The sequence below is a fragment of the Neorhizobium populisoli genome (assembly GCF_019430945.1).
GTDB classification, from domain to species: Bacteria; Pseudomonadota; Alphaproteobacteria; order Rhizobiales; family Rhizobiaceae; genus Neorhizobium; species Neorhizobium populisoli.
In genome coordinates this window covers 335,376-350,175 of sequence record NZ_JAHYCB010000001.1, presented here as the reverse complement: position 1 = coordinate 350,175, position 14,800 = coordinate 335,376, and the positions used below count along the sequence as shown (strand labels likewise).

17 protein-coding genes are annotated in these 14,800 nt (G+C 61.7%); 12 read left to right on the top strand and 5 right to left on the bottom strand.

What is annotated here, in order from left to right:
* Positions 1-76 precede the first annotated feature (76 nt).
* On the bottom strand, positions 77-1,660 hold the full coding sequence (locus KX729_RS01690) for a Na+/H+ antiporter (protein ID WP_219740706.1): 1,584 nt from the start codon (positions 1,658-1,660) through the stop codon (positions 77-79).
* Positions 1,661-1,892: 232 nt separating this feature from the next.
* Positions 1,893-2,252, bottom strand: coding sequence for a hypothetical protein (locus tag KX729_RS01685; RefSeq protein WP_219740705.1), 360 nt, complete (start codon positions 2,250-2,252; stop codon positions 1,893-1,895).
* A gap of 268 nt (positions 2,253-2,520) precedes the next feature.
* Between KX729_RS01685 and KX729_RS01680 the strand changes: the two genes are divergently transcribed.
* Entirely contained in the window at positions 2,521-2,874 is a 354-nt protein-coding gene (locus KX729_RS01680; RefSeq protein WP_219740704.1) for a hypothetical protein, read from the top strand.
* A 43-nt stretch (positions 2,875-2,917) separates the two neighbouring features.
* On the opposite strand, the gene KX729_RS01675 is transcribed toward KX729_RS01680, so the two are convergent.
* From KX729_RS01675 to KX729_RS01665, 3 genes are all read right to left on the bottom strand, one after another.
* Positions 2,918-3,544, bottom strand: coding sequence for a glutathione S-transferase family protein (locus KX729_RS01675; protein WP_219740703.1), 627 nt, complete (start codon positions 3,542-3,544; stop codon positions 2,918-2,920).
* A 74-nt stretch (positions 3,545-3,618) separates the two neighbouring features.
* On the bottom strand, positions 3,619-4,065 hold the full coding sequence (locus tag KX729_RS01670; protein ID WP_219740702.1) for a GNAT family N-acetyltransferase: 447 nt from the start codon (positions 4,063-4,065) through the stop codon (positions 3,619-3,621).
* A gap of 76 nt (positions 4,066-4,141) precedes the next feature.
* Positions 4,142-5,356 carry an NADP-dependent isocitrate dehydrogenase gene (locus KX729_RS01665; RefSeq protein WP_219740701.1) on the bottom strand — a complete coding sequence of 405 codons (1,215 nt, stop codon included), beginning with the start codon at positions 5,354-5,356 and terminating at the stop codon, positions 4,142-4,144.
* 224 nt (positions 5,357-5,580) lie between these two features.
* Between KX729_RS01665 and KX729_RS01660 the strand changes: the two genes are divergently transcribed.
* From KX729_RS01660 to KX729_RS01610, 11 genes are all read left to right on the top strand, one after another.
* Positions 5,581-6,123, top strand: a complete 543-nt coding sequence (locus tag KX729_RS01660; protein ID WP_219740700.1) for a hypothetical protein — start codon at positions 5,581-5,583, stop codon at positions 6,121-6,123.
* Positions 6,124-6,259: 136 nt separating this feature from the next.
* The gene (locus KX729_RS01655; protein WP_219740699.1) at positions 6,260-8,251 is read left to right on the top strand and encodes an FUSC family protein; all 1,992 of its coding nucleotides are present in this window, start codon (positions 6,260-6,262) and stop codon (positions 8,249-8,251) included.
* A 61-nt stretch (positions 8,252-8,312) separates the two neighbouring features.
* Positions 8,313-9,146, top strand: a complete 834-nt coding sequence (locus tag KX729_RS01650) for an RNA methyltransferase (RefSeq protein ID WP_219740698.1) — start codon at positions 8,313-8,315, stop codon at positions 9,144-9,146.
* A complete protein-coding gene (murI, locus tag KX729_RS01645; RefSeq protein ID WP_219740697.1) occupies positions 9,130-9,930 on the top strand; it encodes a glutamate racemase in 801 nt (266 codons plus the stop codon). Before KX729_RS01650 ends, murI begins: the two co-directional genes overlap by 17 nt.
* 378 nt (positions 9,931-10,308) lie before the next feature.
* The gene (locus KX729_RS01640; RefSeq protein WP_219740696.1) at positions 10,309-10,569 is read left to right on the top strand and encodes a DUF1127 domain-containing protein; all 261 of its coding nucleotides are present in this window, start codon (positions 10,309-10,311) and stop codon (positions 10,567-10,569) included.
* Positions 10,569-11,015 (top strand): GNAT family N-acetyltransferase, encoded by a 447-nt coding sequence (locus tag KX729_RS01635; protein ID WP_219741194.1) that lies wholly within the window; start codon positions 10,569-10,571, stop codon positions 11,013-11,015. Before KX729_RS01640 ends, KX729_RS01635 begins: the two co-directional genes overlap by 1 nt.
* A gap of 40 nt (positions 11,016-11,055) precedes the next feature.
* Positions 11,056-11,343 (top strand): HigA family addiction module antitoxin, encoded by a 288-nt coding sequence (locus KX729_RS01630; protein ID WP_219740695.1) that lies wholly within the window; start codon positions 11,056-11,058, stop codon positions 11,341-11,343.
* Between the two features lie 70 nt (positions 11,344-11,413).
* Positions 11,414-12,052 carry a LysE family translocator gene (locus KX729_RS01625; protein WP_219740694.1) on the top strand — a complete coding sequence of 213 codons (639 nt, stop codon included), beginning with the start codon at positions 11,414-11,416 and terminating at the stop codon, positions 12,050-12,052.
* A 45-nt stretch (positions 12,053-12,097) separates the two neighbouring features.
* Positions 12,098-12,469: a GFA family protein gene (locus tag KX729_RS01620; protein WP_219740693.1), complete on the top strand. Its 372-nt coding sequence runs from the start codon at positions 12,098-12,100 to the stop codon at positions 12,467-12,469.
* A 9-nt stretch (positions 12,470-12,478) separates the two neighbouring features.
* Complete coding sequence (locus tag KX729_RS01615) at positions 12,479-13,105, top strand: LysE family translocator (RefSeq protein WP_219740692.1); 627 nt, start codon at positions 12,479-12,481, stop codon at positions 13,103-13,105.
* Positions 13,106-13,249: 144 nt separating this feature from the next.
* Positions 13,250-14,767 carry a helicase HerA domain-containing protein gene (locus tag KX729_RS01610; protein ID WP_219740691.1) on the top strand — a complete coding sequence of 506 codons (1,518 nt, stop codon included), beginning with the start codon at positions 13,250-13,252 and terminating at the stop codon, positions 14,765-14,767.
* The last annotated feature ends 33 nt before the right edge of the window (positions 14,768-14,800 follow it).

Genomic DNA, 14,800 nt, shown 5'->3' with positions numbered 1-14,800 from the left:
GCACCGCATGCATTTTCCTGCTGATCCTAGTCAACATCGGCCGTCCGCACGGAAAAGGCGCACCAAGGCCTCCTGATCACCCCTTCGCCGAGATCGCGCTGAGTTCCTCGAGGTCAAGATCCCTTTCCAGTTCATGCAGCGTTTCGTCGTCGATTTCGCCAGCGCGGTGAAGCCTGATCAGCTCGCGCCGGCCGGTCGCGACGGCCTGTAAAACAACATCGAAATGCGCGTGGAGGAGGGGCGTGTAGTGGTCCGTCCGCTCGACATAGTCGCCGATCCGCTCGGCTCTGACCGTGTAGCGTTTGAGAAGTTGCGGGTGAACGAGATTGCCGCCTGCGTCGTAAGCGAGGCCCTGGATCGTCAGCAGCTGCGCCTGCGCCATGGCGGCTTCGGCCTGGGGCATGGTCATGCGGGCCTTGTCCGCTTCCGGCTCCACCAGGCCCGTCCATCCGATGATGCGGCCGAGCGTCGTGCCCTGGATGAGGACGGTTCCGAGAATGATGGCGAATGACGTGATCAGGATGAAGTCGCGGCCCGGAAAATCTTCCGGCAAGCTCAGCGCAAGCGCGAGCGTTACCACGCCGCGCATCCCCGCCCAGCTGAGCACCATCGAATTGCCGGCTCCGAGGGGCGGATAACGCTTGAAACCGAGCGTGTTGAACAATCGTATCATGACATCCGATCCGAAGACCCAGGCGAAGCGCGCGAATGTCAGGGCGAGCAGGATGGCGAGGATCGGCAGGCCCATCGTTTCGATCACCACGCCGAACCCGCCGCCGCGCTCGACGACGCCTCTGAGCGACAGCCCGATCAGGATGAACACCGCAGCTTCCATGAGGAAGACCAGAACGGTCCAGAAGGCGACGCCCCGCATTCGTGTCGCCGCGGTAAAGACGGTGTGCTGAAACCAGCCGGCGATCAGGCCGGTCATGACGGTTGCGATGACGCCGGAGACGTGGATGAGTTCGCCGAGCACATAGGCCGTCCAGCTGAGAAGGATGGTCGCGGCGATGATCAGATATTCGTCTTCGAGCTGGCGCACGAACAGAAGCCAGACCACGCTGACCGCAGTGCCGACCAGCGCGCCGCCAATCGCCAGCACCAGGAACGTGCCGGCCGCATCGACGGAGCTGAACGTTCCGGTGATGCCGGCCGCAACGGCGAAGCGGAAGAGAACCAGTCCGCTCGCATCGTTGAACAGGCTTTCGCCTTCAAGCAGGATCTGCAGTCGGCGCGGCAGTTTTACCCGCTGCAGCACGGCACGCGCGGACACCGCGTCGGGCGGAGAGACGATCGCGCCGAGCGCCGCGCAGGCAGCCCAAGGCAGGGACGGGAGCAGGAGATGGGTGACGACCGCGATGACGACGGTCGTGAACAGCACCGCGCCCACCGCCAGCGAGGCGATGCCGATCATATGTCGACGCAGCCGGGCAAGCGCGATGGACCATGCCCCGTCCATCAGGAGCGGCGGCAGGAAGATGACCAGGACCAGATTGGGATCGACCGTGATGGCGGGCAGGCCGGGCATGAAGGCCAGAAGAGCCCCACCGGTCAGGAGAGCGACGGATGGCGGCAATCCAAATCTATGGGCCGCGTAATGAAGCAGGATGATCGCCACGAACATTGCGATCACCAGCTCGAACAGATGTGTTGGTTCCATGCTTGTCTGCCTCTGCTCGGGCTCTCTTCACGTCAGGCCTATAACAGAACAGGTTTGCGGAAAAGGCAATTTCTTCGAGGCGCTTGCGGACCGCCGGATGCTGTTGTCCAGCAACGGATATCCGCCGGCCGGCGAATGTCGGCATCGAACAGAATTGTCCGCATGCGAAAACAGCCGGTTCGAAAACCGGCTGTTCAGATCGTGAATTATGGCGTTGAAGGCCGCGTGTCTATCAGCGGCAGACGCGCATCGTCTCGTAATGCCAGCCGCCATTATAAGCGTTCGGCACGCGACGGTCTTCCATCCAGCAGCGCGGCGGTGGCGGCGGTGGCGGATCCGCGTAGTAGCGCGGGCCGCTGTCATTGGCGAGCGCGCCGCCGATCAGCCCACCGACGACACCAGCAGCAAGGCCGCCGGCAATGATCGCGCCGGTATTGTTGCGGCGATGATGCCGCTGGGGCGGTGGCGGAGGACCGCGGCGTTCCCAACGAGGACCGCGTTCGTAATATTGCGCCATGGCGGGCGTCGACGTGGCGAGCACGCTGCTCGATATCGCCACGAGAGCCAGCGCCGAAGTAATGATCTTTTTCATCAGGAGCATCTCCAAAACCCATCGAGCCGGTCCGGATAACCCGCCACTCGACGTCCTTTCACGATGGACCCGTCAGGTTTAACACTCGATGAACGAATTCGTCGTTACGTATTTTCCCTAATGTATCGGCCAGTCGAATCGATACAGTTTAGGTGCTTAGTGTATGGGGCCGAGCATAATTGAGTGGCGAGGGAACTTTGTTCTGCTGCCGTTCATTTTGTGTCGGCAGAATGGCAGCATGTTCGGTTCTGCCACCAGGGAGAGAGAGATGGAACTGAGAAAAATCACTGTGGTTGCTGGGATATGCGCGGCGGTTCTTGGAGCCGGCTTGCTTCCGACAGCTTCTTTTGCTCAATCGATACAGTACGATCTTCGTCGCGGCGACGTCTATGTGCGGCCGGGCTATGAAGAGCCGCGGTATGAACGGCGCTACGAGCGTCGCGAACGTAACCGCTGCAGCCCGCGTGCGGCCTTGAACGAGGCACGCCGCTGGCTGCGGGAACCTCGCATCGTGAGCCAGGACCGGCGGAATTACTACATCGACGGTTACGGCAAGAGCGGCGGTGGTCGCGGTCAACGCGACGCTGTCTATATCGACACGGATACGTGCGATCGTCAGTAATCCGACTTCCGTGGCAAAGCCCTAACGAATTGCACGAGGCGGCCTACGCCTTCTGCAACTCGGCAGCCGCGGCATTGTCCTTGTCGTTTGCCCGCTGATAGGCCTCGCGCAGCGCCAGCCGCCCGAAATATTGTTCGAAGGCTGCGCGCTTTTCGATCGTTCCCCATTGCAGGCCGTAGCCGATCTGCGAGCCGACGTAGACGTCGGCTGCGGTAAACGTGTCGCCTGCGATGTAGGGATTGGTCCGGACTGCCGTTTCAAGCGTATCCATGACGTCCTTGAACGTGCCGTAACCGACCATCCGCTCCCGTTCCTTCGGCACTTCGAAACCGAGCGCCTTGTTGCTGACGGCCGCCTCCAGCGGGCCGGCGGCGAAGAACATCCAGCGGTAATAATCGGCGCGGTCGGCGGGCGCCGGTGCGAGGCCTTTTCCAGGGAAGGCATCGGCCAGATAGGCGCAGATCGCGGCGCATTCGGTCACCACGGTCTTGCCGTGCACGACCGCCGGCACCTTGCCCATCGGATTGACCTGTCTGTAATCGTTGCCCTTCATCGTCGTGCCGAAATGTAGGATCTCGGTCTGGTAGGGCGCGCCGATCTCTTCCAGCATCCAGCGGGCAATGCGGCCGCGCGACATCGGGTTGGTATAGAGCACCAGTTCGTCGGTCATGAAGCATCCTCCGTGTTCGCGTTACGTTCTAATGTGTATGCATAACGGAATCAAGACAGGCCCGCGTGTGGCCCTCAGATCGGCTTGCGATACTGGATGAACCCTGCGTTCTGCGCTACGCGGTCATAGAGACGCCGTGCCGTAGAATTGCTTTCGTGCGTCAACCAGTAGAGCCGCGTCGCTTTCTTTTCACGCGCGAGTGCGGCCACAGCATCGATCAGCGCTTCACCGGTGCCTTTGCCGCGCTGGCTCATGTGGACGTAGAGATCCTGCAGATAACAGGTCCAGTCGGGCAGCCAACAGGAGCGGTGGAAGATCGCGTGGGTGATGCCGACCATCTTGCCGGTCTCGTCGAAGGAGCCGAGGCCGTACATCGGTTCCGCCGGATCGAGCAGGCGGCTGAAGGTGAGCTCGTACTGCTCCTTGGGCAGCACTGTCTCGTAGAAGCGCAGATAGGCTTCCCACAGCGGCGCCCACCGGGCGTAATCATTCTGCTCGAACGGGCGGATTGTATTGGGCATGGTGCGCGGGCTCCTCCAGACGAAAAACGGCGGAGATTTCTCCCCGCCGTGGAATCATTAGCCGATTTTCTTGAGCTTAGGCAGCCATTGCGACCTTGAGGTTTTCATCGATCTTGTCGAGGAAAGCGGTGGTCGAGAGCCACGGCTGATCCGGGCCGATGAGCAGCGCCAGGTCCTTGGTCATGTGGCCGGCTTCGACGGTATCGACGCACACGACTTCCAGCGTCGAGGCGAACTTGGCGAGTTCGGCATTGTTGTCCAGCTTGGCGCGGTGTGCGAGACCGCGGGTCCAGGCGAAGATCGAGGCGATCGAGTTCGTCGAAGTCTCCTGGCCCTTCTGGTGCTGGCGGTAGTGACGGGTAACCGTGCCATGGGCGGCTTCCGCTTCGACCGTGCGGCCGTCCGGCGACAGGAGAACCGAGGTCATCAGGCCGAGCGAACCGAAGCCCTGTGCGACGATGTCGGACTGGACGTCGCCGTCGTAGTTCTTGCAAGCCCAGACGTAACCGCCGGACCACTTGAGAGCGGCAGCGACCATGTCGTCGATCAGGCGGTGCTCGTAGGTGATCTTCAGTTCGTCGAACTGTGCCTTGAATTCGGCATCGAAGATTTCCTGGAAGATGTCCTTGAAGCGGCCGTCATAGGCCTTGAGGATGGTGTTCTTGGTCGACAGATAGACCGGCCACTTGCGCATCAGGCCGTAATTCAGCGAGGCGCGGGCGAAATCGCGGATCGATTCGTCGAGGTTGTACATGGCAAGTGCGACGCCGGCATCCGGAGCCTTGAAGACTTCCTTCTCGATCACGGCGCCGTCTTCACCGACGAACTTGATCGACAGCGTGCCCTTGCCCGGGAACTTGAAATCGGTTGCCTTGTACTGATCGCCGAAAGCATGACGGCCGACGACGATCGGCTGGGTCCAGCCCGGAACGAGACGCGGCACGTTCTTGCAGATGATCGGCTCGCGGAAGATCACGCCGCCGAGGATGTTGCGGATCGTGCCGTTCGGGCTCTTCCACATTTCCTTGAGGTTGAATTCCTTGACGCGGGCCTCGTCCGGCGTGATCGTCGCGCACTTGATGCCGACGCCGTGCTTCTTGATGGCGTTGGCCGCATCGACGGTGACCTGGTCGTTCGTCGCGTCGCGGTTCTCGACCGAGAGGTCGTAATATTCGATGTCGAGATCGAGATAGGGAAGGATCAGCTTGTCCTTGATGAGCTGCCAGATGATGCGGGTCATCTCGTCGCCGTCGAGATCGACGACCGGGTTTGCTACCTTGATCTTGTTCATGGAATTCCTCTTGTGGTGAAACGTCGGGAATGGTGGCCCCGACGGGTGAAAACCTGTTTGCGCTATAGCATCGGCAAGCCGGAACGCAAAGGCATTCAGGCCGGCTTATGTGGCTTTTCGGGCGAGAAATCGCGGCCGCCTCGCAACGCGGGATGATTGCCCTTGCCAAACCATAATGCCGGGTTAATGTCCGCCAGAATCTCTCAAGCAACCGGAATATTCCCATGCGGAGCCTGCCGCTCGCCCTTGCATTTTCTCTGGTCACCTCGCTCGCCTCCACCTTCGCGGTGGCGGCTGACGTCATCGATCCCGTCAAGGAAGTGATGAAGACCACCGAGGACAACTGGAACACGGTCGATCAGGACTGGAAGTATATTTTCGATCCCGACCCGCTGGCAAAACTGTTCAGCAAGCGCTTCCAGTCGGCCTATATCGAAGCCGCCAAGCATCCCGCCTACGACACCGACGATGGCAAACCGGGCGATCCCTTCGGTTATGATGTCATCACCTCGTCGCAGGATGGCTGCCCGCTCAAGGAAATCACCACCACGACGGCGCCTGGCAAGAACGGCGCCACCGACGTCAAGGTCACCTTCAAGCAGTGGACCTGCATCGACGATACCGAGATCAAGGACAGCGTCTCGGAAGTGCATTTCGACGTCATCCAGGAAGCTGGCAAGCCGGTCATCGATGACATCCATCGGGTGACCGATGGCGAAAGCGACAGCCTGTTTGAGGAAATGCAGTCGATCGCCAAGGGTGAATGACGGCGGCGCGGATGATTCGCATGCGGGGCAGGCGATCCGATGATGTGAACACCCTCGCCAAAGCCTCAGGCGGGAATATATTGCCTCCCGACATACCGGCCCCCACGTCAGGCGAAGGGCCGGTCGGGGATGATCGATGAAACCTGCTGCGAAAATCCGGGACTGGCTGCTGGCAAATGACCCGGCGCTGTCGCGTTTCCGCATGGCGGGGCGCGTGACACTGACGGTGATCGCCACCGTCTCGGTTCTTGCCGCGATCCATCTCGCGGGCCTAGCGCTGCCGACCATCGCTTATGGTCTGGCGATCATCCTGTCCATCGAAGGCGGCGTCGCGGTGCGCGACCGGTTGCCGAAAGAGCAGCTGAAGACCCGGCTGATCGGCAGCGTCGTGTCTCTCGCCTGCGTCGGGCTCGCCGCGGCGCTGGAGGACTGGCGCTTTATTTCCGACCCGATGTTCATCGTGGTCATCGCTTTGGCCAGCGTCGCCCGGATCTATGGGCCGCGCGGCTTCGCGGTCGGCATGTTCGCCTTCACCTCCTATTTCATGGGCGCCTATCTACGCCCGAGCCTTTCCGATCTGCCGCTGGCCGCACTCGGGCCGGCCGTCGCCGTCGTCACCGGCCATGTGGTGCGGACCTACATCCTGCCGGACGATTGGCGGCGTGATCTGCTTCAGTCGCTGGTGGCGATCCAGGGCCGCGTCACGGATATCCTGATGAAGCTTGCCGTGCTTTCCAGTGGCAATACATGGGAGGATGCGGACCGCCGCGAATTGCGGGCGCTGGAGGAGCGGCTGAAGGATGTCGTGCTGATGGCCGAAGGTTTTCTGCCGCGGCCGCAGGATGGCGCAATCGAGGCGGAGGACGAGCCGCTCACGGCACTCGCCATGAAGATCTTCGACGTGCACCTGGCGGCCGAAAGCGCCATCGTCTTGTCTCTTGAGGCTCTGCCGCCCTTCATGCTGGTGCATGCCCTGATCGAGGACGATGCGGATCTGGCGGAAAAGATCGCTGCCGGTCCGGCAGCAACCGGTGACGAAAAGAGCGCCGAGACCGCTCGCGCGCTTATCTGGCTGCAGAAGGCGAGGGCGGGTCTGAACGAGTTGGTCGAGGAGGGACGGACGACCGGCTTTCGCGCCATCAAAAATGCCGCTGCCGCCCCGCCGCCGGCCAGGCTGGATTTTTCGCTGAAGAACCCGGTCATGCGCGCCGCGGTGCAGATCACTGTCGCCGCCTCGCTCGCCATGGCTTTCGGCCTGATGCTGTCGCGCGACCGCTGGTTCTGGGCTGTCATGACCGCTTTCCTGATCTTCACCAATACCAAGTCGCGCGGCGATGCGGCGATCCGTGCCCTGCAGCGATCGATCGGCACGCTTTTGGGCATCGGTATCGGTCTGGTCGTCGCGACCTATATCGGCCCGCAGCCGCTCGTCTCGGTGCCGCTGGTCGCCGCCTGCATCTTCCTCGGCTTCTATTTCCTGCAGGTCTCCTACGCTTTGATGACCTTCTTCATCTCGATCGTGCTCTGCCTGATCTACGGCCTGATCGGCACGCTGACGGTCGATCTTCTGGCGCTGCGCATCGAGGAAACCCTGATCGGCGCCATTGCCGGCACCGTCGCGGCTTTCCTCGTCCTGCCGGCCTCGACCCGTTCGACGCTCGATCAGGCACTCACCCGCTGGTATGGCGGCCTGCAGGCTCTGCTTACGGCCGTGAAGGAGGGCCGCAACGGTTTCGAGGTGATCGAGCTGTCGCGAAAACTCGATGCAGCGTATCGCGACGTAACCATCGCCGCCCGCCCGCTCGGCACATCCTGGTCGGTGGTGACCCGGCCCGGGCAGGTGCGGCAGACGCTGGCGATCTTCCTTGGTGCCACCTATTGGGCGCGCATTTTTGCTCGCAATGCGGTTCAGGCCGGACGTAAACCGGAGGGCGAGGTGCTTGCGGCATTGGAAGATGCTCTGAAGAATATCGAGCTGCTGGCGCCGCGCGGATCGGAATGTTTCGGCGTGAAGCGCAATCTCTCCCGCGCCGCCGGCCGGCATCTGCCGATCTTCAAGCACGGCACCCGCGTCGGCGTCGAAATGATCGGCACCATGCTCGGCCGGCTTTATCCCGTTGCCGCGTAAGACTTGCCCGCCACGGCTGCTAAGGCTATTGCGGGCGCAAATTGAGAGACGGAACTAAAAAATGTCAGGCACGAACAGCGAGCGCGAACTGATTGCCGAAGGCCCGGCGGTCATTCTGGTGGAGCCTCAGCTCGGCGAGAATATCGGCATGGTGGCCCGCGCCATGGCAAATTTCGGCCTCGCGGAACTGCGCCTCGTCAACCCGCGTGATGGCTGGCCGAGCGAAAAGGCCCGCTCCGCTGCCTCCAAGGCCGACCACGTCATCGACGGCACGAAGGTCTACGACACGCTGGAGGAGGCGATCGCCGACCTGAACTTCGTCTACGCCACGACAGCGCGCGAACGTTACGGCTTCAAGCCGGTCCGCTCGCCGGTGACCGCCGCGGAAACCCTGCGCGGCAAGTTCAAGACCGGCGAAAAGACCGGCATCCTCTTTGGTCGCGAGCGCTATGGTCTGACCAATGAGGAGGTGGCGCTCGCCGACGAGATCGTCACGTTTCCGGTCAACCCGGCTTTCGCGTCGCTGAACATCGCCCAGGCGGTGCTGCTGATGTCCTATGAATGGATGAAATCCGGCATCGATGATCTCGCGGAAACCGTCTTCCTGCCGATCGAGCAGCGTCCGTCCACCAAGGAACAGGTAATCGGCCTGTTCGAACATCTGGAAGAGGCGCTGGATTCCCGCAATTATTTCCATCCGCCCGCGAAAAAGCCCAGAATGGTCGACAACCTGCGCGCTGTCATCTCGCGGCGGGGGTTTACGGAACAGGAGATCAGCGTGTTCCGGGGCGTCATCAACTCGCTCGATCGCTTTCCCCGCGGATGGTCGAAAAAGACCGGGCCGAAGCCTGAAGGGGTATCTGGGGAGACGACGGGGAATGACGCAGAAGAATGACCTGAAGCCGGTGCTGATGTTCGATTCGGGCATCGGCGGCCTGACCGTGCTGCGCGAGGCGCGTGTGCTGATGCCGGAACGCGGCTTCATCTACATCGCCGACGACGCAGGGTTCCCCTATGGCGGCTGGGAAGAACCGGCGCTGAGGGAACGTATCCTCACCCTCTTCGAAAAGCTCCTAAAGGACTACGATCCGGAAATCTGCGTCATCGCTTGCAACACCGCCTTCACGCTGGCCGGTGCCGATCTTCGCGAAAAATTTCCGTTCATGACCTTCGTCGGCACCGTGCCGGCCATCAAGCCCGCCGCCGAGCGCACCCGCTCCGGCCTTGTTTCGGTTCTGGCGACCCCCGGCACCGTGAAACGCGCCTATACCCGCGACCTCATCCAGTCCTTCGCCACCCAATGTCACGTCCGTCTGGTCGGCTCGGAAAACCTCGCCCGCATGGCTGAAGCCTATATCCGTGGCGAGACGATTTCCGATGAAGCCATCATGGCAGAGGTCGCGCCGTGCTTCATCGACCGGGACAGCAAGAAGACCGACATCATCGTGCTGGCCTGTACGCATTATCCCTTCATGGCCAACGTCTTCCGCCGGTTGGCCCCTTGGCCGGTCGACTGGCTCGACCCGGCCGAGGCCATTGCCCGCCAGGCGCGTCGCAAGGTGCCGCTGGTCGAAGGCGCCGAACATCCCGACAATTACGACTTCGCCGTCTTCACCTCCGGCAACCCGGATTTCGCCACCCGGCGGCTGATGCAGGGTTTCGGGCTCAGCACCCGGTAGCAGGTTCGCCTGTTGCATTTATGCCATATGGCGCGCTTCTGAATGCAATTTTTGGATGTGGGCTTGCCCGGTGGCCGAAATGATGGCACCTTTCCGGCATCCGCAAATCGAAAGAAGGAGGCGTATCATGACCATTGCTCTTGCATCTATGCGCCTCACCGGCGGATCGATCGTGGCGACCTTCGTCACGCGAATGCGCACCGTACGAGTGTGTGTTTCCCGAGGCTGAAAGGCCTTTGATCCAAGCCTTTTGGCCATTCTCACAGTTTGATCTGAACTGATTGCCGTACTGTCTGCGTCGTCATCGCCGCAGCCGTCCGGCCCCTCTCGAAATCATGGAAAGGACTTGGCTGCCTTCGGCGCCAGGGCGGAAAACCCATGCGCGAACTGCAATTTATAATTGCGGACGACCTGCCGTCCGTGCTCGATAAACTTTACCGGCAATACGGCCTCTGGAAGATGCTGCGTGCGCTGGCAGTGGCCGGCTGGCGCCATTGGCGCTCCTATCGCTCCAGTCGTGTCTTTATCGCCAACAATCTGGAGGATCTGCCGGACCGGATGCTCCACGACATCGGCCTCGGCCGTCGCCCGAAACGGCCCGGCTTGCCCTCGGCGCCCCAATGGGAGCGCTGGCGGTGATGGCGGGTATCGGTTTGCGACGTTTGAACATCGAGGATATGCCGGCAGCGGCAATCGTGCATCGAACATCCTTCGACGCACGATTGCCTTGGCTTGCCGGCCTGCACACAGCTGAAGAGGACCGCGGCTACTGGAGCGGTCCTCTTTTCAAGAGCTGCGAGATCTGGGGCGCTGAACGCAACGGAAAGCTTCTCGGCGTCATCGCCTTCCGGCAAGGCTGGATCGATCAGCTCTACATCCTGCCCGAAGCCCAGGGGCAGGGGATCGGCTCCGCATTGCTTGAAGTCGCCAAGGCCGCCCATCCCGAACTCCGCCTGTGGACCTTCAAGTGCAACACCGAGGCACGCCGCTTTTATGAAGCCCGCGGTTTCAAGGCGATCGAGGAAACGGATGGCTCGGGCAACGAGGAGAAGGAGCCTGATGTGTTATATGGATGGGTGGGGTGACCAACAGATCGGCCAACACCATCAAGGAAGGACGCATCCTATGATGAAATCTCCCCCGCATCCCGGTGAACTGCTTCGCGAAGATGTGCTGGCTCCGCTGGAATTGTCCGTTACGGAAGCTGCTGAACGGCTCGGCATGTCGCGTGTCGCGCTTTCCCGTGTTTTGAATGGGCGTGCGGCCATCAGTCCGGATCTTGCCGTCCGGCTGGAGCGGGCAGGGGTCAACACGGCCCGGGCCTGGCTTTCCATGCAGGCGAATTACGATCTTGCGCAGGCGATGAAACGGGAACAGCCGCCTGTCCGTCCGCTCAGCACCAAGGCCGCGTGATCTTCTAAAACACCGCTTGCCAACTCAAAAAATCGGTGGCTTGCTCGCTTCCTCATTGGAGGAATTTCGCATGTCGCTTGAACACTGGCTTGCTTTCGTCGCCGCTTCGTCCGTCCTGCTTGCCATTCCCGGACCGACCATTCTGCTCGTGATTTCGTATGCGCTGAGCCATGGCCGCAAGGTAGCCTCGGCGACGGTGGCCGGCGTGGCGCTTGGCGATTTCACGGCGATGACCGCTTCGATGCTCGGCCTCGGTGCTCTACTGGCGACGTCTGCGGCGCTCTTTACGGTTCTGAAATGGGTCGGTGCCGCCTACCTCATCTATCTCGGCATCAAGCTCTGGCGCGCGCCGGTGTCGGAACGGGCCGCGGATGTCGATGAAGCGGAAACGGTCGTCATCAAGCCTTTCCGTGTTTTCCTGCATACCTATGCGGTGACGGCGCTGAACCCGAAAAGCATCGTCTTTTTCGTCGCCTTCCTGCCGCAGTTCCTGGATCTGTCGCAGCCGCTGTTCTTCCAGATGATGGTGTTCGAAGTGACGTTCCTTGTGCTCGCCACGCTGAACGCCTCGCTTTACGGCCTGCTGGCCTCCATGGCGCGCAACACGATCCGCAAGCCGAAAGTACAGCGCATCGTCAACCGCACCGGCGGCTCGCTGATGATCGGTGCCGGCCTGCTGTCGCTCACCTTCAAGCGGGCAGCCGCCTGAGCTTCAGCATGAGTTTAAGGCCTGATTCTTTGGGAGGAGAAAATCATGCTGACCGGACGCTGCCATTGTGGTGAGACGACATTCGAAGTCGATGGCGAGATGCCGCAGGCGCTGACCCGCTGCACCTGTACTTTCTGCTCCCGCCGTGGCCACCTGTTTGCCTATTACGAACCGGCTCAGGTTCGGGTGACGGCCGAGCCTGCCAGCGATCGGATCTATCGCTGGCAATCGAAAATGGTGGCCCACCATTTCTGCGGCACCTGCGGCTGCGCGACCTATAGCGACAGCCCGGATTTCCAGATGGATGGAACATGGGATGGCGAGACCCGCAAGTTTGCCATCAACGCCCGCCTGTTCGACGATTTCGATGCCGAGGCGCATCCGCACACGGTCATCGATGGCCGGAACCTCTGGTAGGAGTGGATCATGAACGAAGTCACCCTGCTTGCCTTCGCAGCCGTTGCCCTTATCGGCATCGCGACTCCGGGGCCGACCGTGCTTCTGGCGCTGACCAATGGCTCGCGTTACGGCCTAAAGCGCGCCTTGCCGGGCATGGTCGGCGCCGTGCTGTCGGATTTCGTGCTGATCGGTGCCGTGGCTCTCGGGCTCGGTGCATTGCTGGCCGCTTCGGAATTCTGGTTCTCGGTGGTCAAATGGCTGGGTGCCGGTTACCTCGCCTTTCTCGGCATCATGATGCTGCGCTCCAAGGGCTCGCTTGAGGTGAGCGAGGCTGTGGCAGGGGCGAGCTCGTCGGTTGCGATCTTCCTGAAAAGCTTCCTCGTCGCCGTGACCAACCCCAAGGGTTATCTGTTCTTCTCGGCCTTCCTGCCGCAGTTCATCACCCCGGATCTGCCGCAGGCGCCGCAATATGTCATGCTCGCCCTGGTCTTTGCGGCGATCGATTTCATGGTGATGTTTGCCTATGCGCTGCTCGGTTCGCGGGCGATGCACCTTTTGAAGAGGCGGGGCGCGCTGTGGCTCGATCGCATCTGTGGCGGTGCACTTCTGGCACTCGCGGGCTCGCTGGCCTTCTATCGCCGTGCGGCGAACTAGCTGTGCTAGAATAGCCTGTGAATTTTCGTCCTTGCCCGGCGCGCCGAATCCCTTTCTCTGTTATGGGTGAAAGCTTGTGACGTTTGGCGGCATCGCGTGCCGGGCAAAAAGTCACCGTCAAGAGACGGCATACGAGGTAAGGCATTGCAGGTCGGCATCGATATGGGAATTGTGTCCGGCGGGGACCCGGCCAAGCTCGATATCGAGGAGCTTCTGGCCACCCGTCTGCTCGTCCAGGGCAATTCCGGCTCGGGTAAATCGCATCTTCTGAGGCGCCTGTTGGAACAGTCGGCGCCCTGGGTGCAGCAGGTCGTCATCGATCCGGAAGGCGATTTCGTCACTTTGGCCGACCGGTTCGGCCATGTCGTGGTGGATGGTGAGCGCACAGAAGCCGAACTTGCCGGCATCGCCAACCGTATCCGCAAGAACCGCGTCTCCTGCGTATTGACGCTCGAAGGCCTCGATCTCGAAGAGCAGATGCGCGCCGCCGCCGCCTTCCTGAACGGCCTGTTCGATGCCGATCGCGAGTTCTGGTATCCGGTTCTGGTCGTTGTTGACGAAGCGCAGATGTTTGCGCCCTCCGTTGGCGGGGACGTTTCCGAAGACGCCAGAAAAATGTCGCTCGGGGCGATGACCAACCTGATGTGCCGCGGCCGTAAGCGCGGTCTGGCCGGTGTCATCGCCACCCAGCGCCTGGCAAAGCTTGCCAAGAACGTTGCGGCCGAAGCCTCGAACTTCCTGATGGGCCGCACCTTTCTCGATATCGACATGGCCCGCGCCGCCGACCTTTTGGGCATGGATCGTCGCCAGGCGGAAATGTTCCGGGATCTGAAGCGCGGCAATTTCGTAGCGCTTGGCCCAGCCCTGTCGCGCCGTCCGCTGCCAATCGTCATCGGCACAGTCGAGACATCGGCCCGCTCGTCGAGCCCCAAGCTGATGCCGCTGCCGGATGCGCCACAGGATGTCGAAGACCTGATCTTTACACCGGACCCGGAAGAGTTTGCCCGGCCGCTGGTTGCCCGCCGCGCGACACCTGCGCCGCGTCCCACCACCGATATTCTTGCCGAACTGTCGCGCTCCATGCCGGCCGCTGCACCCGTACAGCAGGAGCCGCGTGTAGCGCAGGTCGAGATGGCCGCTGAAGAACGCGAAGAGCGGCTTGCCGCGGTCCTGTCGGAAATCCTCGACGATCCGCAATCCGGCTACCGAACGGATGCCGTGCTTTACCAGGATTTTCTGGTACGTGCCCGCATGCGCCGGCTGACCGGTCCGCCCATGTCGCTGTCGGAATTCCGCCGCCGCACGGCGATCGCCCGTTCAGGCGTCGATGCCGATACCGCCGCGGGCGAAACCTGGGCGACGGCCTTGTCGCTGTCGGTCAATGTCTCCGACGATCTGCAGGGCGTTTTCCTGCTGATGGCAAAGGCGGCGATCGGCGGAGAGGCATGCCCTTCCGACGCGCGAATCGCCCGCGCATACGGCACCCATTCGGCCCGCCGCGCGCGTCGCCTTCTCGGTTATTTCGAAGAGCAGGGTTTGATCGTCGTTCATGCGGATTTCTCCGGCAAGCGTATCGTCGCCTTCCCGGATCTGCAGGCGGAAACCGCACCGGGAAGTGCCGATGCGCCGGATGAGGGCGAGCAGCGGGCCGCTGCGGAATAGCAGCCCGTTACTTCCAGTCGTTTTTCACTGCCG

Coding starts and splice junctions, on each gene's coding strand:
- KX729_RS01690 (WP_219740706.1), bottom strand. CDS start 1,660: ATGGAACCAACACATCTGTTCGAGCTGGTGATCGCAATGTTCGTGGCG.
- KX729_RS01685 (WP_219740705.1), bottom strand. CDS start 2,252: ATGAAAAAGATCATTACTTCGGCGCTGGCTCTCGTGGCGATATCGAGC.
- KX729_RS01680 (WP_219740704.1), top strand. CDS start 2,521: ATGGAACTGAGAAAAATCACTGTGGTTGCTGGGATATGCGCGGCGGTT.
- KX729_RS01675 (WP_219740703.1), bottom strand. CDS start 3,544: ATGACCGACGAACTGGTGCTCTATACCAACCCGATGTCGCGCGGCCGC.
- KX729_RS01670 (WP_219740702.1), bottom strand. CDS start 4,065: ATGCCCAATACAATCCGCCCGTTCGAGCAGAATGATTACGCCCGGTGG.
- KX729_RS01665 (WP_219740701.1), bottom strand. CDS start 5,356: ATGAACAAGATCAAGGTAGCAAACCCGGTCGTCGATCTCGACGGCGAC.
- KX729_RS01660 (WP_219740700.1), top strand. CDS start 5,581: ATGCGGAGCCTGCCGCTCGCCCTTGCATTTTCTCTGGTCACCTCGCTC.
- KX729_RS01655 (WP_219740699.1), top strand. CDS start 6,260: ATGAAACCTGCTGCGAAAATCCGGGACTGGCTGCTGGCAAATGACCCG.
- KX729_RS01650 (WP_219740698.1), top strand. CDS start 8,313: ATGTCAGGCACGAACAGCGAGCGCGAACTGATTGCCGAAGGCCCGGCG.
- murI (WP_219740697.1), top strand. CDS start 9,130: ATGACGCAGAAGAATGACCTGAAGCCGGTGCTGATGTTCGATTCGGGC.
- KX729_RS01640 (WP_219740696.1), top strand. CDS start 10,309: ATGCGCGAACTGCAATTTATAATTGCGGACGACCTGCCGTCCGTGCTC.
- KX729_RS01635 (WP_219741194.1), top strand. CDS start 10,569: ATGGCGGGTATCGGTTTGCGACGTTTGAACATCGAGGATATGCCGGCA.
- KX729_RS01630 (WP_219740695.1), top strand. CDS start 11,056: ATGATGAAATCTCCCCCGCATCCCGGTGAACTGCTTCGCGAAGATGTG.
- KX729_RS01625 (WP_219740694.1), top strand. CDS start 11,414: ATGTCGCTTGAACACTGGCTTGCTTTCGTCGCCGCTTCGTCCGTCCTG.
- KX729_RS01620 (WP_219740693.1), top strand. CDS start 12,098: ATGCTGACCGGACGCTGCCATTGTGGTGAGACGACATTCGAAGTCGAT.
- KX729_RS01615 (WP_219740692.1), top strand. CDS start 12,479: ATGAACGAAGTCACCCTGCTTGCCTTCGCAGCCGTTGCCCTTATCGGC.